Below are 26,201 nucleotides of genomic sequence, written 5' to 3' on the forward strand. Positions count from 1 at the left end.
AAATGATTAATAAATCACAATTTGAATCGCTAGAAAATGAACTTGATGTCTATGCTAAGAAAAGACAACTAAATTCTGATTTAGCAAAACAATATATCGATGATTATTTTGAACTACTTCTTTTGTTTTTTAGACAAATTAATGAAATAGAGTCTATTGATTTAAATCAGTTAGACCAATATCCAGTTGTTCCTATGAATTTTTTAGAACGATATCAATATATGTTAAAAAGAAAATACCACTTTATGGGGTATAGTCAAATGAAAACTTTGAAAAATGAACTTATTAAAATGAACGCTTCATATCAAATTAGAAGAAAAAATCAAAATAATAATTAATATGAAAGATAGTCTAGAGCAAAGTTGTTCTAGACTTTTTTTAGTTAAAAAAACGACATAGCCTTATAAAAGACTATGTCGTTTTTAAAGCTATTACGACGCTTTTCTAAAATTAAAAATCGTATTTGCTTTAAATATGTTAGATAAACTACTATTGTTATTTGTATTATCATTATTATTATTTTGTTGAGTTGATGTGGTACTATTGTTAGCACTGTTGTTCGTAGTTGAATTATTTACTGAGTTATCAGTTGTATTACCTGTATTCGTTGTAGTATTACTGTTCGTTGTTGATGTAGTATTTGAGTTGTTATCACTGGTAGAATTAGAATTGCTTGAACTATTTCCTGTACTACTAGAATTACTTGATGAGCTACTATCTGAATTGTTAGTAGACATATTATCATATTTACTTCCTGATGTTGTATTATTATCTGGATGATCTTTAACTGATAATGTACTTGCACCTGAACCAACAACTGAATCAGGTTTTTTGAAGTCTCCATCATTACTTGAAGTAATATCTGACATCACATCTTTATATAGATATTGTGCATATTCTTGTTCAGAATGTCCTAAGAATGAATCTTCACCGCCTGGTTTAATTTGGCTGAAGCCCATCCAAATTGACATTGTATATTTAGGTGTGAAACCATTCATCCAGATATCTTTGGCTGCATTGTCAGGTAAGTTATATTGATTATTAACTTCTGTGCCATAAGTACTTGTACCTGTTTTAGCCCCCATATTAACGCCAGCAACACCATGACCGTAAGCAGAACCATATGGTTTAAATGTACCAGTTAACATTTCTGCAAGCATATAAGCAGTATAATCTTCCATCGCTTTATGACTTGTATGATCAAATTCGATAGTTTCATCATCAGATGTTACAACTTTGCGAATTGAATGAGCATTATTGTAAGTACCACCATTAGCTATTGATGCGAATGCTGATGCTAATTGAGTAGGTGAGAATTCAGAAGCACCACCACCTAAAATTTCAGATGGTCCTAAATCAATGTCATAATCTAAACCAACTTTAGACGCAAACTCTTTTGGAGCATCTTTACCTGCACTTGATGATACTTGTTGCCAAGCTTTTAAGGCAGGAATATTAAAACTTTGTCTTAATGCATCATATGCAGATACTGTACCATGACCTTGACTATCATAGTTACGGAATGTACCGCCATCAATGGAATAACTTGATTCATCTTGAATTGCATGGTTTGTAGCCCATTGCATATTTTCAATTGCTGGACCATATGATAAGAATGGTTTAAGTGATGAACCAGTCAAGTGTGTATCTGTAGCAGCGTTACGATCAACGACATCTTTATAATTTCGTCCACCAGAAATGGCTACAATGCCTCCTGTTTTACTATCAAGAATGGTTGAACCCACTTGTTGATCATCATTTTTATAGTAATTACCATTATCAATGCGATCTTGAAGCGTTTTTTGCACGTCCTTATCCATATTTGTATAAATCTTAATACCACTTTGCATTAAATCACTATAGTTTTTATTTTTAAAGTGTTTATTGCCTATTAATTCAGCTTTAACAAAATTAACGTAAGAATCATACTCAGTATCAGAATCATTATTAGATATTTGACGTTCTTTTGTTGTACGTTTTACTAAATTATCTTCTAATGAAGTAGCTTTAGCTTCTTTCCACTGTTTATCAGAGATTCTATGATGGTAGTGCATTAAGTATAAAACAGTTTCTTTACGGTTTTCAGCTTCTTTTGGGTTATCATAAATGTTATAAAGGTTAGGAACTTGTGGTAAACCAGCTAGATAGGCTTCTTCAGCTAAATTAAGTTCATTTAAATTCTTATTAAAGTAATATTTAGCTGCAGCCCTAACGCCATATACACCGTCTGAGTAATAAATTTTATTTAAGTACATTTGGAAAATATCATCTTTACTGTACTCTTGCTCTAAACGGTAAGATAGATAAGCTTCTTGCGCTTTACGTCCAATAGATTTCTTTTCTGAAAGGAATGAACGCTTAACCACTTGTTGTGTTAAAGTAGATGCCCCTTGAGAACCAAAACCACCAGTTACGTTCTTACCAATAGCACCAAATAAACGTTTATAGTCTAAAGCACCATGTTCATAGAAGCGATTATCCTCAGTTGCTAACACGGCATTTTTCATATTTTTAGGAACATCTTTCAAATCAACATGTTCTCTACGTGCACCATTGTCTAATTTCTTAACCAAGTCACCGTTCTTATCATAAATTTCAGCAGGCTTTGGATCTTGTAATTTAGACTCATTAAATGCTGGAGCTTTCCAAGCATAATATGCAAATAGAAGTATACCGAGTAGAAGTAACACGATAAAGGCAATGAATAAAAAGCCTATAATCTTAATAATCGTTCTTTTTACATTCTTATTCTTTTTTGATTTGGATTTCCCATTTTTACCTTTATTTGGTTGGGAAGATCCTTTATTTTCCGTCATACGCGGTCCTCACTTTCATCTAATATCAACTTATCAACAGCCTTGAGATAGTTCAATCTAGGTTGATACTGATAAGGAATATAGTAACTATTTTTTTTGATTTCTTCAACTGTTATTGATTTTTTTATTTCCTTTTTATATCTTTCCCAAAAAGGTTCAAACTTCGAAAAAGGTAATAGATATACCTCATCAAGCATTTTAAATCTAATCAGTAAAAAGACGAGTCCCTTTTGTAGAAAACAACTTTTCATATGTTCTACTTGATGATCATGGATATTATTTAAAGGGAAAGACGTTTTATTTTTCGTTTCTTTCGCTTCAAAATCAATGTAATAGCCTCGATAAACGCCATTATAATCAGTTGTAGAAGGTGTTCGAAAGTATGCTTCATTAATTACAGCTTTACTTCTTTTAGGATAATGAACATTTACAATTTGAATAGGAGTAGGTTTCTTATGTATAACAGCCACACCATGCTTAAAATAGTAATTGTTAGATTGTTCAATATCTTTTTCGAGAGTCATACCTCGTCCACCATATTTAATGTTACTAGAAGCATCACTTTGATTACTTCCAACCTTAGTAGGATTTAGTTTGAATGGTTTTCCATTTGGATAATTTATCATACTCACCACACAAATTTAATATTACACTTTCAATTTCTCAGAGAATAATATTAAACTATAATACGATAATAATGAAATGAGCATAATATTTATATTATACTACACATAATTAAATATATTCATTAATTATCTATTCTATTTTAACGTGCTTTAACAGTGAAAACAATATGTTTAAAAATTTGTAATAATGTAAAATTTATATCTAAACAATACTATAAAATAATTGTAATAAATTGTAAGAATATAGGAGGCCTCGTTATGTACACATTAATTAATGAAATACTTAAAGAACTACAGTACATGGCGTCAAGCTATAATGAAATAAAATTGACACAGTCAGAGAAGCAATTTCATCGAGATGTTGTTCCTTATGTAAAAAAAATTGATGGTTTAACTGAAGAATTATCTCATTATCATGATGAACTAATTCAATTTCCTTATATGAATAAGGAAAAATTAGAAATTTTAGTTAAACATATTAAGGAATTATCTGTAGAGTGTCACTACAATAAAACAAGTAAGAAGTTATTTAATGAAAAATTGAAATCTGCTAATTATGATCTTACCAATTTGCTTAAACATATAAAAGATAAAGAGGAATCAATACATTGAAAACAGTATATGTGACTGGATATAAATCATTTGAGTTAAATATATTTAAAGATGATATGAAAGAAGTGGATTATCTTAAACAATTTATAGAACATAAATTATTACAGTATATTGACGAAGGGCTAGAATGGGTACTCATTCAAGGACAAATTGGTATTGAATTATGGGCAGCTGAAGTAGTATTAAAATTACAAGACACATATCCTGAGTTAAAATTAGGTATTATCACACCATTTTATGGTCATACCTCCAAATGGAATGAACACAATATAGCAAAGTATGAATCTATTGCTAGTAATGCACAATTTCTAGAAAGTGTATTTCATTCTGAATATCAAGGACCTTTTCAATTTAAACAAACAGACCAGTTTATATTAGATCATACAGATATGACGTTATTAATTTATGATGATGAACAAGAAGGAAGTCCAAAATATTTTAAGAGGATGTTAGTTGATTTTATGGAAAAAACGACTTATAATTGTGATATTGTGACATTTGATGAACTTACTGACTTTATTAACGATTTACAATGGCAACAAGACCAAAGTTTTGAATGAGGTGGAAATTAATGGCAGATGTTTCTTTAAAGCTTTCAGCAAAAGATATCTATGAAAAAGACTTTGAAAAAACGATGGCTCGCGGTTATCGTCGTGAAGAAGTTGATGCTTTTTTAGATGATATCATTACTGATTATCAGAAAATGGCTGATATGAATAATGAAGTAGTCAGACTATCTGAAGAAAATAATAAACTTAAAAAAGAAGTTGAAGAATTGAGAATCAGAGTTGCAACTTCACGTCCTTCTGATAATAAGTCATTTGCTTCAAGCAATTCGAAATCAGCGAATAACAACGTAGACATTTTAAAAAGAATTTCTAATCTTGAAAAAGCTGTTTTTGGCAAATAATACATTGATATCTTAAAGATATAAGCTTGTTACGAAGCATGTTTGATTGCTATTATGTTTGATTTTGATAGCTAATTATTTATCTATTTAAAATTCTATTAAATATTTTAAAATTATGTTATACTCACAAAAGTGATATTTTGGGTAATCGCTATAGAAATATAGAGGAAAGTCCATGCTCACACAATCTGAGATGATTGTAGTGTTCGTGCTTGATGAAACAATAAGTCAAGGCATTAATTTGACGGCAATGAAATAACCTAAGTCATTCATTGATATGGTTAAAATAGTTTGAAAGTGCCACAGTGACGTAGCTTTTATAGAAATATAAAAGGTGGAACGCGGTAAACCCCTCGAGTGAGCAATCCAAATTTGGTAGGAGCACTTGTTTAGCGGAATTCAACGTATAAACGAGACATCTTTACTCGCATAGTAAAGATCTGTAGACAGATGATTACCACCAAAGTACCAGTACAACTAGTGTACGTTATGAGTACAATGGTACAGAACATGGCTTATAGAGATATCACAGACTAGTTTAGCTCTCCCTTTTTATGGAGAGCTTTTTTTATTTTGTATACATAATTATTTTAATATTTGTTAATATACTAATATGATATGAGACAAAGGAGATGAAATAATGTATCAATTATTAGCCGTGTGTCCAATGGGTCTTGAAGCCGTAGTTGCTAAAGAAATACAAGAACTTGGTTATAATACTCAAGTTGAAAATGGACGCATTTTCTTTGAAGGTGATGCTAATGCCATTGTAAAATGTAATTTATGGCTACGTACAGCTGACCGATTAAAAATAGTAGTAGGACGCTTCAATGCTAAAACATTCGATGAACTTTTTGAAAAGACAAAAGCATTACCTTGGGAAACAATTATCGATAAAGAAGGACAATTTCCTGTCCAAGGTCGTAGTGTAAAATCTACACTTCATAGCGTTCCTGACTGTCAAGCCATTACTAAAAAAGCTATCGTTGAACGTCTTAAAAAAGCTTATAATGAAAAAGGATGGTTAAACGAAAGTGGTGCGAAATATCCTGTTGAAGTAGCTATTCTTAAAGATAATGTCCTACTTACCATTGATACGTCAGGTTCAGGACTAAATCGTAGAGGGTATCGTATTGCACAAGGTGAAGCACCTATTAAAGAAACATTAGCAGCTAGCTTAGTACGTTTAGCAAATTGGAAGGGTGATACACCCTTTATTGATCCATTTTGTGGTTCTGGAACCATTGCTATTGAAGCATGTTTAATTGCTCAAAATATTGCGCCAGGTTTTAATAGAGAATTTGTATCAGAGGAATGGAATATTATGCCTCCTAATATTTATGACGTCATGCGTGACGAAGCTGATCAACAAGCTGACTATGATAAAGACATTCAAGTGTATGCGTCTGATATCGATCCAGAAATGGTTGAAATTGCTAAACGTAATGCTGAAGAAGTAGGCCTAGGTGATATTATTCAATTTAGTGTTAAGGATGTTAATACATTAACTATCGACCAAGAAGGACCTGTAGCGTTAGTTGGTAACCCGCCATACGGCGAGCGTATTGGAGGTAGAGCTGAAGTTGAAGAAATGTATCGATATGTAGGTAAACTAATGAAACAACATCCTTATTTATCAACATATATCCTTACAAGTAATAAAGAATTTGAGTATTTAGTAGATCGTAAAGCAACTAAACGTCGAAAACTTTTTAACGGTTATATCGAATGTACGTATTATCAATACTGGGGAAAAAAGCCTAATATTGATAAATAAATTTGACTTGAAGATTTATTTGAAAATAATTAATTTTGTAAATTTTTCTTAATAAATTGGATAATATTTATTTAAAATTTATGTATTTATTAGCACTATAATAGTGACTATTGTAAAGTTATTAGTAAGCGTGTTAAAAACATAGCACATTTAAACAGTATAGTAAGGAGAATAAGTTATGCAAACAGTTTTAATTGTAGGGGCTAACGGAAAAGTATCAATTGAAGCAACTAAAATTTTCTTAGAGAATTCTAGTTTTAACGTTGATTTATTTTTAAGAAATGCCCACCGTATTCCTGATTACGCATCTAATCGTATCACTGTCTTTGAAGGTGATGCTAAAAATGTTGAAGATTTAGAAAAAGCATTAGATCAAGTAGATATTGTTTTTGCAAGTTTATCAGGATCACTAGATAGAGAAGCACAAGCCATTATAGATGCCATGAACAAAAAGAATGTTAAACGTTTAATATTTGTGGCAGCTCCTGGTATTTATGACGAATTACCAGATAAATTCAATACATTTAACAAAGAACAATTTGGTGAAAAATTAACTAAATATCGTAAAGCAGCTGATTTAATTGAAGCGTCTGACTTAGATTATACAATTATTCGTCCTGCTTGGTTAACATTTAAAAATGAATCAGATTATGAAATTACTCAAAAAGGTGATACCTTTAAAGGAACAGAAGTTTCTAGAAGAAGTGTAGCCAATTTAGCAGTGCGTATAGCGAAACAACCTGAACTTTATTCTAGACAAAATATTGGAGTAAATAAACCAAATACTGATGGCGATAAACCAGCTTGGTTTAACTAATTCATTCTATATAGGTTTTTATTATTTCTTATGATAAAATTTAATAAACATAGCTAAAGATATTTTAGTTTTATCACCCTAAAAGTGAGGTTATAATTCTTTTTAGTTTTATAACCTTAATTTTTTTATATTTTAGAGTGAGTGAAATAAAGGGGATAGCATTATGCAAAATAATGAACAATTAGATGTATTATACAAATTAAAAAAAGAAATAGAAAAATCGAATAACGAAGCATTAGTACATACAATAAATCAAGTGATTAAAAAAGTATATTTAAATCAATATACTTTATCATTTGTTGGACATTTTTCAGCTGGTAAGTCAACATTAATCAATTTATTATTAGAACAAGATATATTGCCTAGCTCACCTGTACCAACAACGAGTAATACGGCTATAGTTTCTGTTTCAAAAGAAGAAGAAATTATTGCTAATTTAGAATATCAAAAATATGCTAAGTTAAAAACGTATGATGATGTAAAAATAATGAACCGATTAAATATTGATGTGGAATCTATTGAAATAAAGTTTCCTTCAAATAAGTTTAATCTTGGTTTTACATTACAAGACACTCCAGGAGTAGATTCAAATGTTTCTACACACCAATCCACTACTGAACAATTTTTATATACAAGCAATATGATTGTGTATACAGTTGATTATAATCATGTTCAGTCTGCACTCAATTTCCAATTTATGAAACGCATGAATCAAGTAGGCATACCTATTATTTTTGTTATCAATCAAATTGATAAGCATAATGAGAATGAAATTTCTTTTGATACATTTAAACAAAAAGTAGAACAATCTATACAAGATTGGGATATTAAAGTCGATCAACTATTTTATGTTAGTAAATTTGATCATCCAAACAATCAACTTCATTTATTCTCAGAGTTTTTAGAAGAAAAAGATAAACTACGTGAACCTATTGAAGATTTTGTAACACGTATCATTGAATTTATACATCGTACTCAGCTTTCATATATTCAAGAGCATATGCAAAATATACTTGACGCTTTAAATATCAATGAATCCGAATTTGAAGAATCCTATAAACAATTTCAACAGAATCAAGCTATAAGTGAAGAAGCACAATTATTAAATCATTCTTCTCAATTATTAACGTACTTAAAAGAAAAACGGAAAAATATATTAGATAATGCTTATATTATGACTCATGATATGCGAGAAGATATTCGTTATTATCTTGAAAGCATGGCTTTAGACTTCAAAGTGGGCGGTCTTCTAAATAAAAAAAAGAAAACGGAAGAAGAGAGAGCAAAACGTTTACAAATTGTTGTAGACCGTTTACAAGAAAAAGTGAATCGACACATTCGTCAACCAATGCGTGAAGATTTATCTTTTGTAACTCGCTTTATTCATCATTCTGAAGTAAATCAACGAATTTTAAATCAACATTATGAAATTGAACCTACTTTAATTTCTAATTTATATCAAGTACAAACAAGCATTAATAATACCTATGTGCTCACATTTAGTGATGACGTTTTAAAAGCAATTGCACGTGCTATCGAAAAACAATCAGATTCATTATTTAAAGACATTATTGAACATACTGAAGCAACGGAATTATCTAACATAGAAGATAATGATGCACATTTATATGAACAGTATCTTGAGTTCAAGAATTTAAAACAGTCATTAACAACTGAAAATTATAAACATTATTATATTCATATAAATGACTCACTCGATAAATTAATTGATCGAACAGAAACACATTATAAACTTAATCAATCAACCATATCTTCAACAAATGATTTAGACGAAGATATTACATCAACTAAGGATACGACAACTCATCACTTTGATATTCAGAAAGCTCTGGCTATCATTGAACCTGTTCCTTTATTCAATAAAACTAAGCAAGACATCAAAGCAACATTGCAACGCATAGATAATAAAATTGTAAAAATAGGCGTCTTTGGTACATTTAGTGCAGGAAAAAGTAGCTTGATTAATGCTTTACTTGGAGATCATTATCTTGTAAGCTCACCTAATCCAACAACAGCAGCTACGACTGAAATCTCATATGGTCATGATAGTCAAATTACTTTGAAAACAAATACGCAATTGTTAAATGAATTAAACCAATTACTTGAATATCAAAACGTTTCTTTTAACTCGTTAGAAAAATTTATGAATAGTAATATTGAGTCTTTAAAACAACAATTAGAAAAAAATCAATTGGCTTTTATAACATCAGTAGAGAAGCACTTTTCAATGTACCAAGATATGCTAACAGAAGGTATAACACATACTATTTCACAAAATGAAATTAAGCAATGGAGTGCTGAAGACGAATACGCTACATTTGTTAAAACCGTTCATATACAACTTCCACTGGATTGGTTAAAAGACAAAATTATCGTTGATTCATTAGGGTTACATTCTAATAATCAACGACATACAAATGAAACTGAACGCATCTTAACTTCTTCAGATCTAATTTTATATGTGAGCTATTTTAATCACTCATTTACTGATAATGACAAAGCATTTATTGAACATATGAAAGATATTAACCAATTAAATGAAGCACAGACATTTAAAATGATTATTAATGCGATAGATTTAGCTGAAACTAATGAAGATTTAATAGCAGTGGAGCAGTATGTAAAAGATGCTCTATCTCAAGTGAATCTGCCATCTGAATTATTCGGTGTATCAAGTAAACGTGCATTGGAGACTAAAGATGAAGGCATTCTTAAATTAAAAGAAAGTATTAATCATTTTGTCGAAACTGAATCGAAAACGATTTTAGAGAAGCAAATGATTCATCAAATCGAGCAAATGCGCGATAACTTTAATCAAATCATCTATGAATTTAAAACAAATCAAACACGTATGTTAGAACAACAACAACAACTTGAAACTTATAAAAATAAAACACCATTAACTAACCAAATTATTCATACAAGTGAGCAGCATACTAAAAATGAGGTTGAAGAACAAATCTATCATTTAAATAAACGATTACAGCTTCAATTATTAGATGAGGTTAAAAAAGTATATAATAGTCAAATGACACAAAATAATGATTTTAATGATGAAAAGAAACGTGCTACGAAAATGTACTTAGATCAAGTTCATCAACGATTATATTTAGAACAAACTTTATTAGTCGAAAGAATAAAAACATACTTTACTTCTCAATTAGATCAACAAATAGCACCAACAATTCAAAAATTAAACTCAGTTCATGTACTTATCCAACCTCATTTTAAAATAACAGCGCCGTTTACTGATGATGCACTATTACGTATTAGTTTAGAAGAGATGCTTTCAGTTTTACCTAAACAGTTGTCTAAACGTAAAATTTTAAATGCAAATGCGCAAAGAGAACTGCAAGAAATGATTTGTACAAATACACTAGAACTGCTACAACCATCACTAAACGTATTAAAACAACAATTAAATTATTATGTATCTAACTTAACTCACGACGCGAACATCGAACTTAATCAGTTAAATAATAATGTTTTAGAGCAAATCAATGACTTATTATCTAAACGTATCGATAATTCACTCATTGAACAATTAGAAACAGTAAATCAACAATTGGAACCACTTTTAAATTAGAAAGAAGGATTAATATGACTCAACGTGTCTTACTTGTAGATGGAATGGCACTCTTATTTAGACATTTTTATGCTACAAGTCTACACAATCAATTTATGTATAATTCTAAAGGTATGCCAACCAATGGGATTCAAGGTTTTGTTAGACATATCTTTACGGCAATTAAGGATATTAAACCAAGCCATGTTGCGATATGTTGGGATATGGGGCAAGCAACCTTTAGAAATGCTATGTATACTTCTTATAAACAAAATAGACCTGCGCCACCAGAAGAATTGATACCTCAATTCGATTACGTAAAAGACATTTCAGAACAATTTGGTTTTGTGAATATCGGTGTTGCAAATTATGAGGCAGACGATGTCATAGGAACACTCGCTAAAATATATTCAAAAGATAATGAAGTACATATTGTAACTGGAGATAGAGATATTTTACAATGTATCAATGAACAAGTAGAAGTCTGGTTAATCAGAAAAGGTTTTAATATTTATCATCATTATACTCTTAATCGTTTTAATGAAGAGTATGCATTACATCCACTTCAACTTATTGATATTAAAGCATTTATGGGAGATTCAGCAGATGGGTATCCTGGTGTTAAAGGTATTGGGGAAAAAACCGCCATTAAATTAATACAATCTTATGGTAGCGTTGAAAACGTACTAGACCATATCGAATCACTTACACCTGGTCAACAGAAAAAAATTGCAACTGATAAAGAAAATTTGATTTTATCCAAACAATTAGCGGAAATCTATACGGATGTGCCTATCGATACAACTGCATTATATAAAGAAATGGAATATACACATTCATTGAATCATATTCTTTCAATTTGTAATGAACACGAACTTTATGTCTCTGGTAAATATCTTGCTTCAAAAATTTTAATGTAAAACAGATAAAAAAAGAAGATAAAAGAATTCAACATAAATTCTTTTATCTTCTTTTTTACATTATTATTGTTTATTCTTAATTAATTTGTATAGAGCTTGTTGTGCTAATTGATTTGCTTCTTTATTTTTATCTCTTGGAACCCATTTTACAAATAGCAAATCAAAACTTGCTTCTAAAATCTCCATATTTTCAAAAAATGGTTTGAAACGCGCATTTTTTACATAACCTTGATTCACGCTATCTTCTATCAATTTAGAATCTGTATGCAATAAAGCATTTGAAACATTTAATTCACGAGCATGTTCTAATGCATGAATGAATGCAGACCATTCAGCACTATGGTTGTCCAATTCTCCTAAATCATGTGTATACGTATATTTAATATCATTTTCTTTAATTACTATCCCACACGTACTACGTCCCGGATTGCCACTCGTCGCAGCATCAAAAAATATTTTAGCCATTAAAAACACCTCTAGTTTAAGCATTAATTAAACACTATTTGTCTATTTAAAAATAGCATATTGCTTAGTAAACCTAAACAATATGCATGTATGATTGTTTTAATAACCTTCGTCTAATTTTTGAATTTTTCCTTTTCGATAGAAAGACTTCGCAATATAACCAAATGGAACATTGAAAATCGTTGAGACTAATTTTAAAACATACGTAGTAATAAAGATTTCAAATACAACACTTGCAGGCAATGTACCGATAAATGCGATAGTTACAAATAATGCAGTATCAATAATTGAACTTAATACCGTACTTCCATAAGCTCTAATAATAAATGTTTTATCTGATTGGAAAACTTTTTTTATCATTGAAAAGATGAACACATCTACATGTTGCCCTATAATATAAGCAATAATTGAACCTAAAGCAATTCTCGGCACTAAATCAAAAATCGTAGATAATGCTTTTTGAGATATATCTTCTGGTGCGGGTATAAAATGTAATGACATTTGCATTACAATTATCATAACAAGAGTTGATGAGAAGCCTAACCATACAGCACGTTTAGCAACTTTTCGTCCATAAATATCATTTAAAATATCTGTAGCTAGGTAGATAGAGGCAAACATTACATTACCTAAAGTTGCTGAGATACCAAAAATATCAACCGTTTTGATGACTTGGATATTAGCAATAATTGTACCGATAGCTACCCAAGCGATAAGACCTTGTTTACCAAAACAACGATACATTAAAACCATTACAATAAATGTTACAAAAAAAGTAGCAATACCAAAAAATTCATTATACATCATTTATTCCTCCTAAATTTTGATAATGCGGGTGTTTAGAAACCGCTAAGCAACTTTAATATTTTATAGTAAAAGTAATTCAAATTCAATACTCATTAATCAATTCATATTATAAATAATAAAAAATAAAATCGATTATTTTAAAATGATCATCATATAAGTTATAATAACTCCATATTTATAAAATTAAGTATAAGGAGTGAAAGTTATACTTACACATTCCGAACAAAATGCAATAGAAAAAATTGATGAATTAATGAATACTTATTGTGATAAATGTTTACTGAAAACACACATTAGAAAAACAGAAGGAAAAACACAAGCACATCATTTTTGTATTTCTGAATGTTCAATAGGTAAGCAAATTAAGCAATTAGGCAATGAACTTCAATAGGAGGGAATTTTATGCATATAAAGTCAATTGAAGACACACCAAATTATAATACGATTAAAATTAATTTAAGTGAAAAACGTAAAGATAATCAATCAAATACGTATACATCTGCTCAAGATGGGCAACCTGATTTTATTAATCGATTATTTGATATCGAAGGAGTAAAGTCAGTTTTTTATGTCATGGATTTTATTTCAGTAGATAAAGAGGAATATGCCAATTGGGATGATCTTGTACCTAAAATTGAAGACACATTTTAATTTTAGGAGGAACAGTAGTGGAAATATTAAAAATTGAACCAACACCAAGCCCAAATACAATGAAAATCGTTTTAAGTGAAAAGCGTGCTGATAATCAGTCGAACACATATACAGAAGTCAAAACATCTCAACCTGATTTTATTAATGACTTATTACAAATTAAAGATGTTAAATCTATATTTCATGTAATTGACTTTTTAGCTATTGATAAGTATCCGAAAGCAAATTGGGAAGAGGTATTACCTCAAATTACTGCGTCACTTCAAAAAGAGGAAACTATTAGTCAATCATCTCAGTTTGATGAACACTATGGAGAAGTGAAAGCAGAGATACTCACTTTTAAAAATATCCCATATCAAATTAAATTAACAAATGCTCATGAAGAAGTACGTAAACAACTACCTGATATCTTTATTAATAGTATGCTTAAAGCACAAGAAGATGATGATAATGTTATTTTTCTTAGAAAATGGAAAGAGCTTGGTTTACGTTATGGAGAACTTTCTCTAGTTATGGAAGAAGTTTATGAAGAAATCATTGCATTATATCCAAAAAGTCGATTGGAACAATTAGTCGTTCAAGCTTTATCTACACAAACGAAAAGTACATCTCATTTTTATCAACATGTTTCATACGAGGAGTACTTGAATGAATCAGACTGGAAAGTACGTCTCAGAATGTTAACAGAATTCCCAACACCAACACTTGAGGATATTCCACTCTTAGAGCAAGCCCTAAATGAAAATAAGTTACCATTAAGACGTCAAGCGATTGTTTTATTTGGTATGATTGAAAGTAAAGAAATATTGCCATATTTGTATAAAGGATTAAATGATCAGCATCCAGCTATTCGACGTACAGCTGGAGACTGTATCAGTGATTTAGGTTATAAAGAAGCTTTGCCAGAAATGGAAAAAGCACTTGATGATCCACAAAAAATTGTTCGTTGGAGAGCTGCAATGTTTTTATTTGAAGAAGGTGGCGAAGCGCAACTAGCATCTCTAAGAGCGCATGCAAACGACAATGCTTACGAAGTAAAACTTCAAGTGAAAATGGCAATTTCTAGAATTGAAAATGGCGATGAAGCATTAGGTTCCGTATGGAAACAAATTGCTAATCGTAATAAACATTAAAGGAGTTTTTTATATGAATCCGTATGAACAATATATGCATGAACTAGCACAACAAATGCGTTCTGAATTAACTGATAATGGTTTTACAAGTTTAGAATCAAGTGAAGATGTATCAAACTATATGAACAATGTTAAAGATGACGAAACAACATTTGTTGTTATTAATTCTACATGTGGTTGTGCTGCTGGTTTAGCGAGACCTGCTGCTGTAGCAGTTGCTGATCAAAATGATAAAAAGCCAACACATAAAGTCACAGTATTCGCTGGACAAGATAAAGAAGCAACGCAAACAATGCGCGATTATATCCAACAAGTACCTTCAAGCCCTTCGTATGCTTTATTTAAAGGTACAGAATTAAAGCATTTTATTCCGCGTGAACATATTGAAGGTAGAGATATTCAAGATATTTGTATGGATATTAAAGATGCTTTCGACGAAAATTGTTAATATGATTATATTAAATTAATCTATCTTAATATGCATCTCCAATAATAAATTATCTCAGTTTGATAATTTATTATTGGAGATTTTTAAATATAAAAATGTTTTGAAATAATATAATTCATTCAATATCTTTCTATTTTCTAGTATAATGATAATTAATATAAAATTTAGGAGAGATGTACATATGCTCAATCCTTTTGATTCGGCGTATCACGATTTATGTAATGACATTTTAGAAATTGGTAATCAACGTGATGATAGAACACATACAGGTACCATTTCTAAATTTGGACATCAAATCCGCTTCGATTTAACGAAGGGATTCCCTTTACTCACTACAAAAAAAATATCTTTCAAACTTATTGCTACTGAGTTATTGTGGTTTATAAAAGGAGATACTAATATTCAGTATTTATTAAAATATAATAATAATATTTGGAATGAATGGGCTTTTGAAAAATATATTCAATCTGAAGATTATCATGGTCCAGATATGACAAATTTTGGACATCGTTCTCAAGAAGATGAAAATTTCAATAAAATGTATCAACAGGAAATGAAAAAATTTAAAGAGAAAGTGTTGAATGATGATACTTTTGCTAAAAAATATGGTGATTTAGGAAATGTCTATGGAAAGCAATGGCGTGATTGGGTAGATCAATATGGTAATCATTTCGATCAGCTTAAAACAGTTATTCAGCAAATTAAGACAAACCCTAATTCGAGAAGACACATAGTTTCAGCATGGAATCCCACTGAAATTGATACTATGGCATTACCACCATGTCATACAATGTTTCAGTTCTACGTACAAGATGGCAAATTAAGTTGTCAACTTTATCAACGTAGTGCAGATATTTTCCTAGGTGTGCCTTTTAATATTGCAAGTTATGCATTACTTACGCATTTAATTGCTAAAGAATGTAACTTAGAAGTTGGAGAATTCATTCATACTTTTGGAGATGCACATATTTATTCTAATCACATAGAGGCAATTAAGACTCAACTTTCTAGAGAAGGTTTTGCACCTCCTACATTAAAAATAAATTCTGAACACTCAATCTTTGATATTAATTATGAAGATTTAGAACTTGTAGACTATCAATCTCATCCAGCAATTAAAGCGCCCATTGCTGTGTAATCTATCTTTAATTAAAAATAAACTAAAAGGGGATATGATAAATGACCTTATCAATTTTAGTGGCACATGATCAACAACGTGTCATTGGTTATAAAAATGCTCTACCATGGCATATTCCAAATGATTTAAAACATGTAAAACAACTCTCAACTGGCCATACACTTGTAATGGGTAGAAAAACATTTGAGTCCATTGGCAAACCATTACCAAATAGAAAAAATGTAGTTTTAACTCGTGATAACAATTTTAAACCTGATGGCGTTGAAGTGATTCACACAATTGATGATATCTACAACTTAGAGGGTCATGTATTTATTTTTGGTGGCCAAACATTATTTGAAGTAATGATTGATAAAGTTGACGATATGTATATCACTGTAGTAGATGGAAAACATCAAGGTGATACATTTTTCCCTCCCTATACATTTGAAGATTGGACGGTTGTATCTTCTGAAGAGGGTCAACTTGATGGAAAAAATACTATTCCACATACCTTTTTACATTTAGTACGAAAATAAAATAAATTAACAGGAGAAATTATGACTAAACAAGTAATCGTTACAGACTCTACCTCAGATTTATCAGCTGAATATTTAAATCAACATAACATCCATGTTGTTCCATTAAATTTAACCATTGATAAAGAATCATTTGTAGATCAAGTAGATATCTCATCCGAGGAGTACATTAAACGTATTGAAGAAGACGCTGACGTTAAAACGAGTCAGCCATCAATTGGTAAATTTATTGAATTATATGAACAACTTGATAAAGACAATGACGATGTAGAAATCTTTAGCATTCATATGTCTTCAGGATTAAGTGGAACATATCAGACTGCTTTACAAGCGAGCAATATGATTGAAGCAAAAGTAAATGTGATTGATTCAAAATCAATTTCTTTTGGATTAGCATACCAAATTCAACGTTTAGTAGAACTTGTAAACACTAATCTTTCAAGTGCAGAAATTATTAAACATATTTCAGAATTGCAGAAAAATATTAAACTATTTGTTGTTATTGGCCAACTCAATCAATTAATTAAAGGTGGACGCATCAGTAAAACAAAAGGTTTAATCGGAAATATTATGAAAATAAAACCGATAGGAACACTTAGAGAGGGATATTTAGAAATCGTACATAATTCTCGTACACAAAACTCTAGTATTCAATATCTAAAAAAAGAAATTGCTAAATTTATTGAAAATCATACTATTCAATCGATTGGTATTGCACATGCAAATACGATTGAATTCATTGAAAAAGTAAAACATCAATTTAATGAAGCATTTGGACAACAAAATTATGATGTTAATGTAACGACACCAGTCATTTCTACACACACTGGTCAAGGCGCTATCGGTCTTGTCGTAGTTAGAGGATAATAGATAATAATAGGTGACTTAAGTTATTGATCTCTGAGTTAATTACTTTAATTTCATATCATTATATCGTAAATTTAAAGAAAGATAGAGGAGGTAATATAATGGCATATGCAACTTTAGCAGGAGGATGTTTCTGGTGTATGGTTAAACCTTTTACATCTTACCCAGGTATTGAAGATGTCGTATCAGGTTATAGTGGCGGAAATATAGAAAATCCAACGTATGAACAAGTATGTTCAAATCAAACTGGTCATAGAGAAGCAGTTCAAATTACTTATAATCCAGATATTACGTCATTTGAAAATATTTTGGATGTTTACTTTAAACTATTTGACCCGACAGATAATAAAGGGCAATTTTTTGATAGAGGCGAAAGCTATGAACCAGCAATATTTTATCATGATGAACAACAAAAAAAAGCTGCTGAATTAAAAATCCAACAACTAAATGAAGAAGGTATTTTTAAAAAACCAATCATCACACCAGTTCTTCCTTACAAAAACTTTTATCCAGCGGAAGATTACCATCAAGACTATTATAAAAAAAATCCTATGCATTATGAGCAATATCAACGCGGTTCTGGTAGAAAAGCATTTATAGAATCACATTGGGGGTCTCAAAATGATTAAAAAAGATAAAAGCGAATTAAATGATATGGAGTATCTCGTTACTCAAGAAAATGGTACAGAACCTCCTTTTCAAAATGAATATTGGAATCATTTTGACAAAGGAATATACGTAGATAAAATTTCTGGTAAGCCTTTATTTACTTCTGAAGAGAAATTTGAATCTGATTGTGGTTGGCCAAGTTTCTCAAAAGCATTAGACGATGATGAAATTGTTGAACTCGTAGATAAATCATTTGGTATGATTCGAACTGAAGTTAGATCAGAAGATGCTAACAGTCATTTAGGTCACGTATTCAATGATGGCCCAAAAGAAAGTGGCGGATTGCGTTATTGTATTAATTCTGCAGCTATTCAATTTATTCCATACGAAAAATTAGAAGAATTAGGATATGGCGATTTGATACAACATTTTAATAAATAGGAGCGATGAATAATGTTTAAAAAATTATTTGGTAAAGATAAAGAAGTCAATAAGGAAACTCAACTATATGCACCATTAACAGGTGAATATGTCAAAATTGAAGATATACCAGATCCTGTATTTGCCCAAAAAATGATGGGTGAAGGTTTCGGTATTAATCCTACTGAAGGTGAGGTAGTTTCCCCAGTTGCTGGAAAAGTTGATAATGTTTTTCCAACAAAACATGCAATTGGTTTAAAAACTAAAAATGGTCTTGAAATTTTAGTACACATTGGATTAGATACTGTTCAGTTAGACGGAGAAGGATTTAATGTACTGGTTAGCAGTGGTGACACAGTACAAGTAGGCGACCCTTTACTCAAATTCGATTTAGAATTTATTAGAAATAATGCCAAATCAGTTATTTCACCTATTATTATTACAAATTCTGATCAAACAGAATCTATTTCACTCGATGATGTTAAAGCTGTTATTAAAGGCGAAACTAAAGTTGTCGATGTGACAATGAGCTAATGAAAGATCATTCATTTTATCAATTTGCCTTAACGGCTAGAGGACGTAAAGATGATAAAGGTGAATTAGCCGAAGACATTTTCAATGACTTATCGTTTCCAAAACATGAAAGTGACTTCAACGTATTATCAGACTATATCGAAATGCAAAGTGACATTACGTTACCTATGTCCGTATTTGATGATTTATATGAAGAATATACAGAATGGTTAAAATTCTAATTTAAATTCATTTTATGTCTAAATATGATATGGAGTGGTGTTATAAAATCTTAATTTTAGATTTATATGCCACTCTTTTTATTTTTATCTAATTAAGAATACAATTTCTTATAATTTGCGTTTGCTTAAAAATAAAGACATACTAGGTATGTCTTTATATAAAATGATAAGAGACAAGATGTAATTAGAGGAAGTGATTTTATGAATAATCATTCTGAGGAGCACCATGACGGACAATCAGATGAAAAAAGACATGCATCTCCTAAAAAAAAGATGCATTTGAAAATATGGCAGTTTATCTTAATTTTATTAAGTGTTATTATCATTACAACAATTATAGCTGTATTTGCAACGATAGGAATCAGTCATAAGTTAAGTGGTTTAACTAAAGAAGAGCGTCAAGAAATGAAAAAAATAGAATTTGCATATAAAACGTTAGATACAGACTATTACAAAAAACAAAACTCAAGTAAACTTTCTGAAGCTGCAATTAATGGTATGGTAAAAGAATTAAAAGACCCATATTCTGAATACATGACAAAGTCTGAAACAAAGAGCTTTAATGAAGATGTATCTGGAGATTTTGTAGGTATTGGTGCAGAAATGCAAAAGAAAAATAAAGATATTATGATTACAAGTCCTATGAAAGATTCTCCTGCTGAAAAAGCTGGCCTTCAACCTAAAGATGTTGTCACAAAAGTTAATGGTAAGTCTGTAGTAGGTAAACCTTTAGATCAAGTTGTTAAAGTGGTAAGAGGTAAAGAAGGCACAAATGTTAGGTTAACTATTAAACGCGGTTCTGAAGAAAAAGATATTAATATTAAACGTGGTAAAATTCATGTCAAAAGTGTGGAGTATAAGAAAAAAGGTAACATAGCTGTATTTACGATTACTAAATTCCAACAAAATACTGCGGGTGAATTAAAATCTGCAATTATAAAAGCTCATGATGCTGGTATTCGAAATATCATCTTAGACTTGCGTAATAATCCAGGGGGATTATTAGATGAAGCAGTTAAAATGGCTAATATTTTTATTGATAAAGGTCAAACTGTTGTTCAACTTGAAAAAGGCAATGATAAAGAAGCAATTAAAACTTCAAATGATGCTTTAAAAGATGTTAAAGATATGAAAGTGAGTATTTTAGTAAATGAAGGTTCCGCAAGTGCGTCAGAGGTCTTTACAGGGGCAATGAAAGATCACCATAAAGCTAAAGTGTATGGTTCAAAAACATTTGGTAAAGGAATCGTTCAAACCACACGAGAACTTAAAGATGGGTCATTATTAAAATATACACAAATGAAATGGTTAACACCTGATGATCATTATATTCATGGAAAAGGTATTAGACCAGATGTTACAATTGATTCTCCTAAGTATCAATCATTAAGTGTTATTCCGTCTGATAAAACATATTCTGTTGGCGATAATAATAAAAACGTTAAATCGATAAAAATTGGTTTAGATGCTTTAGGTTATTATAACGGAGATGAATCAAACCAATTTGATAATCAATTAGCTAATGCTATTAAACTATTCCAATCAGATAATCAACTATCTGAAACGGGAAAATTTGACACCAAAACAAATGAAAAATTCACTCAATTATTAGTTGAAAAATCAAATAAAGAAGACACAGTCTTAGACAAATTATTAAAATTAATAAAATAGAAAGGAATAACTATTATATGATTAGACTAGGTAAACATGAAGATATTAATCAAATCGAAACATTAGTGTCAGAAGCAAAAGATTTAATGAAATCATTTGGGAATAATCAGTGGGACGATAAATACCCAGCTACTGAACATTTTAAGGAAGATATTGATACAGAGACGTTATATGTTTTAGAAGAAAATAACACTATTTATGGATTTATTGTTGTCGACCAACAACAATCAGAGTGGTATGATGATTTAGAATGGCCAGTTGATAGAAATAACGCTTATGTTATTCATAGATTAGCTGGTTCTAAAGATTATAAAGGTGCAGCAACTCAATTATTTGATTTTGCAGTTAAATTAGCAGAAGAACATCATATCCATGTGATTCTGACAGATACTTTTGCATTAAATAAACCCGCTCAAGGTTTATTCGAGAAATTTGGTTTCCAAAAAGTAGGAGAAACAGAAATTGACTATCATCCATTCGATAGAGGCGCACCATTCTATGCATATTATAAAAACATATAAGAATAGAGGTTAATAATCATGTCTAAAATTGCGTTTACCGGAGGCGGCACAGTAGGCCATGTGTCTGTGAACTTAAGTTTAATTCCAACTGCATTAGAAAAAGGACATCAAGTTTTTTATATTGGTTCTAAAAACGGAATTGAACGAGAAATGATTGAATCACAACTTTCGAATATTAAATATTACCCAATTTCAAGTGGTAAATTACGTCGTTATTTATCATTTGAAAATGCAAAAGATGTTTTTAAAGTATTAAAAGGTATCTTAGATGCCCGTCGCGTTCTAAAAAAAGAAAAGCCTGATTTATTATTTTCTAAGGGGGGATTTGTTTCTGTTCCTGTTGTTATAGCAGCACGTTCATTGAATATTCCTACTATTATTCATGAATCAGATTTAACTCCTGGTTTAGCAAACAAAATATCTTTAAAATTTTCAAAAAAAATATATACAACATTTGAAGATACACTTAAATATCTACCTAAAGATAAAGCTGATTTTGTAGGGGCAACCATTAGAGAAGATTTAAAAGAAGGTAATCAACAAAAAGGTTATGAAATAACAGGGTTTGATTCAGATAAAAAAGTATTACTTGTTATGGGTGGTAGCCTAGGTAGTAAAAAATTAAATGATATTATTAGAGAAAATCTTGAAGCTTTACTACATGATTATCAAATCATTCATTTAACAGGGCATGGATTAGTAGATGAGTCTTATAAACAAAAAGGATATATTCAATATGAATTTGTTAAAGAAGAATTAACGCATTTATTATCTATTACAGACACAGTCGTAAGTCGTGCAGGTTCTAATGCTATCTATGAATTCTTGACTTTAAGAATCCCAATGTTGCTCATACCACTAGGACTTGATCAATCTAGAGGGGATCAAATTGACAATGCTAAATATTTTGAATCCAAAGGATATGGAAAAATGATTCCAGAAGATCAACTTACACAATTCAAATTACTCGAACAATTAAAACAAATTGAATCTCACCGTACTGATATTACTCATCAAATGGAATCTTATAAAGAAAGTTATACTAAAGAAGACTTATTTAATAAAATCTTGAACGACGCGCTTTAATATAGGAGGACCAATTGATGAATAGAACGAAACGCATTACATTGCTCATTGTTTTTACATTAATCTTTGGCATCATTGCATTTTTCCATGAATCACGTTTAGGCAAATGGATTGATAATGAAGTATATGAATTTATTTATGCATCGGAGAGTTTTATTACTACATCTATTTTATTAGGTGCAACAAAAATTGGAGAAGTATGGGCAATGGTTTGTTTGTCATTAATGCTTGTTGCTTATTTAATGCTTAAACGTTACAAAATTGAAGCTTTATTTTTTGTTATCACAATGTCACTATCAAGTATATTAAATCCCTTACTAAAAAATATTTTTGATCGTGAACGTCCAACATTACTACGTTTAATTGATATTTCTGGATTTAGTTTTCCTAGTGGACATGCAATGGGTTCGACTTCATTTTTTGGAAGTGCAATGTATATTGCTCAGCGTAGAGCATCAGGAAGTACAAAAGGCGTCATTATTGGACTATGTGCGGCACTTATTTTACTCATTTCTATTTCAAGAGTTTATTTAGGCGTGCATTATCCAACTGATATTATTGCAGGAATCATTGGAGGTGCTTTCTGTATCGTTCTTTCAACTTTAGTATTAAAAGGATTACATGAGCCTACAACCTTATAAATAATAAATAAGTGCGCCTTATTTGGCGCACTTATTTATTATTTACGTCTCGTTTTAAAACGAACGTTTATTAGTATTTACGGACATATAAATTAAGGGGGGAATGGCTTGAAAATGATTATAATTCTAAGTATTTTAAATTATGGGGGAAACTTAGATTTAATTGATAATCATTTTCAATTAATATTATAACTTATTGATAACGATTGTCAATTAAAATCTTACTTTTATTTTATTCATTCTATTAACAAATAATTTTTGTGATAGAATATTGGTTATGTTATGAGAAGTCATACGTTTATTAAAAAAGAGGTGTCTGAAAAAATGACTAATATTTTAATCGTCGAAGATGAACAAAATTTAGCCAGATTTCTTGAATTAGAATTAACACATGAGGGTTATAAGGTGGACATCGAATATGATGGGGAACCTGGTTTAGAAAAAGCATTAAATAACGATTTTGATTTGATTATTTTGGATTTAATGTTACCAAATATAAATGGCCTAGAAATTTGTAGACGTGTACGCCAAGTGCAATCAACACCAATTATTATCATCACTGCTAAAAGTGATACTTACGATAAAGTGACTGGATTAGATTATGGTGCAGATGACTATATAGTAAAGCCCTTTGAAATTGAGGAGCTTTTTGCAAGAATTCGTGCTGTATTACGTCGTCAGCCTCATAAGGATATTATCGATATTAATGGTATCAGAATAGATATTGATGCATTTAAAGTAACTGTTGATGGTAAGCAATTAGATTTTACTAAAACTGAATATGATTTATTGTATCTATTAGCAACGAATCGCAATCACGTACTACAACGTGAACAAATTTTAAATCATGTATGGGGATATAATAGTGAAGTAGAAACGAATGTGGTTGATGTATACATCAGATATTTAAGAAATAAATTGAAACCTTTCAATAAAGAAAAAGTCATTGAAACTGTTCGTGGTGTAGGATACGTGATTCGATAATGAAAAATCATACATTACAATATAAATGGATGACTATCACTACATTGATTATGTTTACGACAATTATTTTATTTTGTCTTATTATTATATTCTTCTTAAAAGATACTTTAAGAGAAGGAGAAGTGGATGAAGCAGAACATAGTTTAAGTGATATTGTCAATTTAATTCAAACGCGTCCGATTAATAATATATCGATATTAGATTTAAGTGCTTCATTAGAAAATTATGAAGAAGTCATTATTTACAATCATACAGGTCAAAGAATAATGAAATCATCTAATGAAAGTACGATTCAGTTTATACCTAATAATAATTTACAAAAGACCGATCGAATTCAAGTAATGCGAAATAATGGAAAAGAGTATTTAGTTATTACTGAACCACTTCATAGTCCAAACTTTAAAGGTTATAGCGTACTCATTCATTCTCTTGAGCATTATAACAACTTAGTAAAATCACTTTATATTATTGCTGTTGTTTTTGGTCTACTTGCTACAGTGATTACTGCATGTATTAGCTATTTCATTTCTAAAAATATTACAAAACCGCTAGTAACAATGTCTAATAAAATGAATCAAATACGACGCGATGGTTTTCAAAATAAATTAGAACTTGATACAAGTTATGAAGAAACAGACAATTTAATAGAAACTTTCAACGAAATGATGTATCAAATTGAAGCCTCTTTTAATCAACAAAGACAATTTGTTGAAGATGCTTCTCATGAGTTAAGAACACCACTTCAAATCATTCAAGGCCATTTAAATTTAATTAAACGCTGGGGTAAGAAAGATCCTGCTATTTTAGAAGAGTCTTTAAATATTTCACTAGAAGAAATGAATCGAATTACAAAGCTAGTAGAAGAATTATTATTATTAACCAAAGATAAAGTAAATATGCAATCCTTAGAAAAAGAGGACGTTGATATCAATGAAGAAATTCAATCACGAATTAAGGCACTTCAACAATTGCATCCAGATTATCTATTTGAGATTGAATTAGAACAAAAACCTTTAGTTTTACAAATTAATCGTCATCAATTTGAACAATTAATCTTAATTTTTATAGACAATGCTATGAAATATGATAAAGAGAGAAAGCATATATGTATTAAAACACAATTGCGTAATAAACAAATAAGTATTGAAATTACCGATCATGGCTTAGGCATACCAAAAGAAGATCAAGAATTTATTTTCGATCGTTTCTATAGAGTAGATAAATCTAGAGCAAGAAGCCAAGGTGGTAATGGCTTAGGGCTTTCAATTGCCGAAAAGATTGTGAGTCAATATGGAGGTTACATTTCTGTAGATAGTGAACTTAATAAATTCACAACATTCAAAATCAATTTTAAATAAAAACACAGATGATTATCATCTGTGTTTTTTTATTAATATAAAATTAAAAAAGTTTATCTTTATTG

General features: G+C 30.1%; 29 protein-coding genes and 1 other RNA gene. 26 read left to right on the forward strand and 4 right to left on the reverse strand.

Annotation, left to right across the window (positions count from 1 at the left end; translation table 11 throughout):
- The first annotated feature begins 2 nt into the window (after positions 1-2).
- Positions 3-338: a YpoC family protein gene (locus tag HMPREF2561_RS05180; RefSeq protein WP_048762447.1), complete on the forward strand. Its 336-nt coding sequence runs from the start codon at positions 3-5 to the stop codon at positions 336-338.
- 93 nt (positions 339-431) lie between these two features.
- Here the strand turns inward: HMPREF2561_RS05180 and HMPREF2561_RS05185 are convergent, their stop codons facing one another.
- Together HMPREF2561_RS05185 and recU are read right to left on the reverse strand one after the other, a co-directional pair.
- A complete protein-coding gene (locus tag HMPREF2561_RS05185; protein WP_070468451.1) occupies positions 432-2,816 on the reverse strand; it encodes a transglycosylase domain-containing protein in 2,385 nt (794 codons plus the stop codon).
- A complete protein-coding gene (gene recU / locus HMPREF2561_RS05190) occupies positions 2,813-3,439 on the reverse strand; it encodes a Holliday junction resolvase RecU (protein ID WP_048762475.1) in 627 nt (208 codons plus the stop codon). Before recU ends, HMPREF2561_RS05185 begins: the two co-directional genes overlap by 4 nt.
- Before the next feature lie 261 nt (positions 3,440-3,700).
- On the opposite strand from recU, the gene HMPREF2561_RS05195 reads away from it, so the two are divergent.
- From HMPREF2561_RS05195 to HMPREF2561_RS05230, 8 genes are all read left to right on the forward strand, one after another.
- The gene (locus HMPREF2561_RS05195) at positions 3,701-4,054 is read left to right on the forward strand and encodes a DUF1798 family protein (RefSeq protein WP_017176309.1); all 354 of its coding nucleotides are present in this window, start codon (positions 3,701-3,703) and stop codon (positions 4,052-4,054) included.
- Entirely contained in the window at positions 4,051-4,614 is a 564-nt protein-coding gene (locus tag HMPREF2561_RS05200) for an SLOG family protein (RefSeq protein WP_017176310.1), read from the forward strand. The genes HMPREF2561_RS05195 and HMPREF2561_RS05200 overlap by 4 nt, the downstream gene beginning before the upstream one ends.
- An 11-nt stretch (positions 4,615-4,625) precedes the next feature.
- Positions 4,626-4,964 carry a cell division regulator GpsB gene (gene gpsB / locus HMPREF2561_RS05205; protein ID WP_002449866.1) on the forward strand — a complete coding sequence of 113 codons (339 nt, stop codon included), beginning with the start codon at positions 4,626-4,628 and terminating at the stop codon, positions 4,962-4,964.
- 136 nt (positions 4,965-5,100) lie between these two features.
- An RNA gene (gene rnpB / locus HMPREF2561_RS05210) (RNase P RNA component class B) lies at positions 5,101-5,487 on the forward strand.
- Positions 5,488-5,604: 117 nt separating this feature from the next.
- On the forward strand, positions 5,605-6,741 hold the full coding sequence (locus HMPREF2561_RS05215; protein ID WP_017176312.1) for a THUMP domain-containing class I SAM-dependent RNA methyltransferase: 1,137 nt from the start codon (positions 5,605-5,607) through the stop codon (positions 6,739-6,741).
- Between the two features lie 178 nt (positions 6,742-6,919).
- Positions 6,920-7,558 carry an SDR family oxidoreductase gene (locus tag HMPREF2561_RS05220; RefSeq protein ID WP_002455331.1) on the forward strand — a complete coding sequence of 213 codons (639 nt, stop codon included), beginning with the start codon at positions 6,920-6,922 and terminating at the stop codon, positions 7,556-7,558.
- A gap of 163 nt (positions 7,559-7,721) precedes the next feature.
- Complete coding sequence (locus HMPREF2561_RS05225; RefSeq protein ID WP_070468453.1) at positions 7,722-11,165, forward strand: dynamin family protein; 3,444 nt, start codon at positions 7,722-7,724, stop codon at positions 11,163-11,165.
- Between the two features lie 14 nt (positions 11,166-11,179).
- Positions 11,180-12,064, forward strand: coding sequence for a 5'-3' exonuclease (locus tag HMPREF2561_RS05230; RefSeq protein WP_048762443.1), 885 nt, complete (start codon positions 11,180-11,182; stop codon positions 12,062-12,064).
- Positions 12,065-12,127: 63 nt separating this feature from the next.
- Here the strand turns inward: HMPREF2561_RS05230 and HMPREF2561_RS05235 are convergent, their stop codons facing one another.
- Together HMPREF2561_RS05235 and HMPREF2561_RS05240 are read right to left on the reverse strand one after the other, a co-directional pair.
- Entirely contained in the window at positions 12,128-12,529 is a 402-nt protein-coding gene (locus HMPREF2561_RS05235; RefSeq protein ID WP_002449811.1) for a ribonuclease HI family protein, read from the reverse strand.
- Positions 12,530-12,628: 99 nt separating this feature from the next.
- A complete protein-coding gene (locus HMPREF2561_RS05240) occupies positions 12,629-13,333 on the reverse strand; it encodes a queuosine precursor transporter (protein WP_049382033.1) in 705 nt (234 codons plus the stop codon).
- A gap of 199 nt (positions 13,334-13,532) precedes the next feature.
- On the opposite strand from HMPREF2561_RS05240, the gene HMPREF2561_RS05245 reads away from it, so the two are divergent.
- The 17 genes from HMPREF2561_RS05245 to HMPREF2561_RS05325 all read left to right on the forward strand — a co-directional run bounded on the left by HMPREF2561_RS05245 (position 13,533) and on the right by HMPREF2561_RS05325 (position 26,136).
- The gene (locus tag HMPREF2561_RS05245; protein WP_002449911.1) at positions 13,533-13,727 is read left to right on the forward strand and encodes a zinc-finger domain-containing protein; all 195 of its coding nucleotides are present in this window, start codon (positions 13,533-13,535) and stop codon (positions 13,725-13,727) included.
- Positions 13,728-13,738: 11 nt separating this feature from the next.
- Entirely contained in the window at positions 13,739-13,987 is a 249-nt protein-coding gene (locus tag HMPREF2561_RS05250; RefSeq protein ID WP_002449746.1) for a NifU N-terminal domain-containing protein, read from the forward strand.
- A 17-nt stretch (positions 13,988-14,004) separates the two neighbouring features.
- Positions 14,005-15,120, forward strand: a complete 1,116-nt coding sequence (locus tag HMPREF2561_RS05255) for a conserved virulence factor C family protein (protein WP_017176316.1) — start codon at positions 14,005-14,007, stop codon at positions 15,118-15,120.
- Positions 15,121-15,133: 13 nt separating this feature from the next.
- Entirely contained in the window at positions 15,134-15,568 is a 435-nt protein-coding gene (gene brxA / locus HMPREF2561_RS05260) for a bacilliredoxin BrxA (protein WP_017176317.1), read from the forward strand.
- Positions 15,569-15,749: 181 nt separating this feature from the next.
- Positions 15,750-16,706, forward strand: a complete 957-nt coding sequence (locus HMPREF2561_RS05265; protein ID WP_017176318.1) for a thymidylate synthase — start codon at positions 15,750-15,752, stop codon at positions 16,704-16,706.
- 41 nt (positions 16,707-16,747) lie between these two features.
- Positions 16,748-17,224, forward strand: a complete 477-nt coding sequence (locus HMPREF2561_RS05270) for a dihydrofolate reductase (RefSeq protein WP_048679885.1) — start codon at positions 16,748-16,750, stop codon at positions 17,222-17,224.
- A 21-nt stretch (positions 17,225-17,245) separates the two neighbouring features.
- Positions 17,246-18,091, forward strand: a complete 846-nt coding sequence (locus tag HMPREF2561_RS05275) for a DegV family protein (RefSeq protein WP_017176320.1) — start codon at positions 17,246-17,248, stop codon at positions 18,089-18,091.
- Positions 18,092-18,192: 101 nt separating this feature from the next.
- Positions 18,193-18,720 (forward strand): peptide-methionine (S)-S-oxide reductase MsrA, encoded by a 528-nt coding sequence (gene msrA / locus HMPREF2561_RS05280; RefSeq protein ID WP_017176321.1) that lies wholly within the window; start codon positions 18,193-18,195, stop codon positions 18,718-18,720.
- Positions 18,713-19,141, forward strand: a complete 429-nt coding sequence (gene msrB / locus HMPREF2561_RS05285) for a peptide-methionine (R)-S-oxide reductase MsrB (protein WP_002449905.1) — start codon at positions 18,713-18,715, stop codon at positions 19,139-19,141. Before msrA ends, msrB begins: the two co-directional genes overlap by 8 nt.
- Before the next feature lie 12 nt (positions 19,142-19,153).
- Positions 19,154-19,654 carry a PTS sugar transporter subunit IIA gene (locus HMPREF2561_RS05290; RefSeq protein WP_002449797.1) on the forward strand — a complete coding sequence of 167 codons (501 nt, stop codon included), beginning with the start codon at positions 19,154-19,156 and terminating at the stop codon, positions 19,652-19,654.
- On the forward strand, positions 19,654-19,875 hold the full coding sequence (locus tag HMPREF2561_RS05295; protein WP_017176322.1) for a YozE family protein: 222 nt from the start codon (positions 19,654-19,656) through the stop codon (positions 19,873-19,875). The genes HMPREF2561_RS05290 and HMPREF2561_RS05295 overlap by 1 nt, the downstream gene beginning before the upstream one ends.
- Before the next feature lie 201 nt (positions 19,876-20,076).
- The gene (locus tag HMPREF2561_RS05300) at positions 20,077-21,546 is read left to right on the forward strand and encodes a S41 family peptidase (protein WP_070468455.1); all 1,470 of its coding nucleotides are present in this window, start codon (positions 20,077-20,079) and stop codon (positions 21,544-21,546) included.
- A gap of 17 nt (positions 21,547-21,563) precedes the next feature.
- Entirely contained in the window at positions 21,564-22,067 is a 504-nt protein-coding gene (locus HMPREF2561_RS05305; protein ID WP_019835253.1) for a GNAT family N-acetyltransferase, read from the forward strand.
- An 18-nt stretch (positions 22,068-22,085) separates the two neighbouring features.
- Positions 22,086-23,153, forward strand: coding sequence for an undecaprenyldiphospho-muramoylpentapeptide beta-N-acetylglucosaminyltransferase (locus tag HMPREF2561_RS05310; RefSeq protein ID WP_017176325.1), 1,068 nt, complete (start codon positions 22,086-22,088; stop codon positions 23,151-23,153).
- 17 nt (positions 23,154-23,170) lie between these two features.
- Positions 23,171-23,794, forward strand: coding sequence for a phosphatase PAP2 family protein (locus tag HMPREF2561_RS05315; protein WP_017176326.1), 624 nt, complete (start codon positions 23,171-23,173; stop codon positions 23,792-23,794).
- Positions 23,795-24,118: 324 nt separating this feature from the next.
- A complete protein-coding gene (locus HMPREF2561_RS05320; RefSeq protein WP_019835254.1) occupies positions 24,119-24,778 on the forward strand; it encodes a response regulator transcription factor in 660 nt (219 codons plus the stop codon).
- 50 nt (positions 24,779-24,828) lie between these two features.
- A complete protein-coding gene (locus tag HMPREF2561_RS05325; protein ID WP_371089565.1) occupies positions 24,829-26,136 on the forward strand; it encodes a HAMP domain-containing sensor histidine kinase in 1,308 nt (435 codons plus the stop codon).
- Positions 26,137-26,201 lie beyond the last annotated feature (65 nt).

The sequence above is a fragment of the Staphylococcus sp. HMSC069E10 genome (genome assembly GCF_001809205.1).
GTDB classification, from domain to species: Bacteria; Bacillota; Bacilli; order Staphylococcales; family Staphylococcaceae; genus Staphylococcus; species Staphylococcus hominis.

Bases quoted from the DNA above. Each gene is read 5' to 3' on its own strand.
- HMPREF2561_RS05180 (WP_048762447.1), top strand. From the start codon at position 3: ATGATTAATAAATCACAATTTGAATCGCTAGAAAATGAACTTGATGTC.
- HMPREF2561_RS05185 (WP_070468451.1), bottom strand. From the start codon at position 2,816: ATGACGGAAAATAAAGGATCTTCCCAACCAAATAAAGGTAAAAATGGG.
- HMPREF2561_RS05195 (WP_017176309.1), top strand. From the start codon at position 3,701: ATGTACACATTAATTAATGAAATACTTAAAGAACTACAGTACATGGCG.
- gpsB (WP_002449866.1), top strand. From the start codon at position 4,626: ATGGCAGATGTTTCTTTAAAGCTTTCAGCAAAAGATATCTATGAAAAA.
- HMPREF2561_RS05215 (WP_017176312.1), top strand. From the start codon at position 5,605: ATGTATCAATTATTAGCCGTGTGTCCAATGGGTCTTGAAGCCGTAGTT.
- HMPREF2561_RS05220 (WP_002455331.1), top strand. From the start codon at position 6,920: ATGCAAACAGTTTTAATTGTAGGGGCTAACGGAAAAGTATCAATTGAA.
- HMPREF2561_RS05225 (WP_070468453.1), top strand. From the start codon at position 7,722: ATGCAAAATAATGAACAATTAGATGTATTATACAAATTAAAAAAAGAA.
- HMPREF2561_RS05230 (WP_048762443.1), top strand. From the start codon at position 11,180: ATGACTCAACGTGTCTTACTTGTAGATGGAATGGCACTCTTATTTAGA.
- HMPREF2561_RS05235 (WP_002449811.1), bottom strand. From the start codon at position 12,529: ATGGCTAAAATATTTTTTGATGCTGCGACGAGTGGCAATCCGGGACGT.
- HMPREF2561_RS05240 (WP_049382033.1), bottom strand. From the start codon at position 13,333: ATGTATAATGAATTTTTTGGTATTGCTACTTTTTTTGTAACATTTATT.
- HMPREF2561_RS05250 (WP_002449746.1), top strand. From the start codon at position 13,739: ATGCATATAAAGTCAATTGAAGACACACCAAATTATAATACGATTAAA.
- brxA (WP_017176317.1), top strand. From the start codon at position 15,134: ATGAATCCGTATGAACAATATATGCATGAACTAGCACAACAAATGCGT.
- HMPREF2561_RS05265 (WP_017176318.1), top strand. From the start codon at position 15,750: ATGCTCAATCCTTTTGATTCGGCGTATCACGATTTATGTAATGACATT.
- HMPREF2561_RS05270 (WP_048679885.1), top strand. From the start codon at position 16,748: ATGACCTTATCAATTTTAGTGGCACATGATCAACAACGTGTCATTGGT.
- HMPREF2561_RS05275 (WP_017176320.1), top strand. From the start codon at position 17,246: ATGACTAAACAAGTAATCGTTACAGACTCTACCTCAGATTTATCAGCT.
- msrA (WP_017176321.1), top strand. From the start codon at position 18,193: ATGGCATATGCAACTTTAGCAGGAGGATGTTTCTGGTGTATGGTTAAA.
- msrB (WP_002449905.1), top strand. From the start codon at position 18,713: ATGATTAAAAAAGATAAAAGCGAATTAAATGATATGGAGTATCTCGTT.
- HMPREF2561_RS05290 (WP_002449797.1), top strand. From the start codon at position 19,154: ATGTTTAAAAAATTATTTGGTAAAGATAAAGAAGTCAATAAGGAAACT.
- HMPREF2561_RS05295 (WP_017176322.1), top strand. From the start codon at position 19,654: ATGAAAGATCATTCATTTTATCAATTTGCCTTAACGGCTAGAGGACGT.
- HMPREF2561_RS05300 (WP_070468455.1), top strand. From the start codon at position 20,077: ATGAATAATCATTCTGAGGAGCACCATGACGGACAATCAGATGAAAAA.
- HMPREF2561_RS05305 (WP_019835253.1), top strand. From the start codon at position 21,564: ATGATTAGACTAGGTAAACATGAAGATATTAATCAAATCGAAACATTA.
- HMPREF2561_RS05310 (WP_017176325.1), top strand. From the start codon at position 22,086: ATGTCTAAAATTGCGTTTACCGGAGGCGGCACAGTAGGCCATGTGTCT.
- HMPREF2561_RS05315 (WP_017176326.1), top strand. From the start codon at position 23,171: ATGAATAGAACGAAACGCATTACATTGCTCATTGTTTTTACATTAATC.
- HMPREF2561_RS05320 (WP_019835254.1), top strand. From the start codon at position 24,119: ATGACTAATATTTTAATCGTCGAAGATGAACAAAATTTAGCCAGATTT.
- HMPREF2561_RS05325 (WP_371089565.1), top strand. From the start codon at position 24,829: ATGTTTACGACAATTATTTTATTTTGTCTTATTATTATATTCTTCTTA.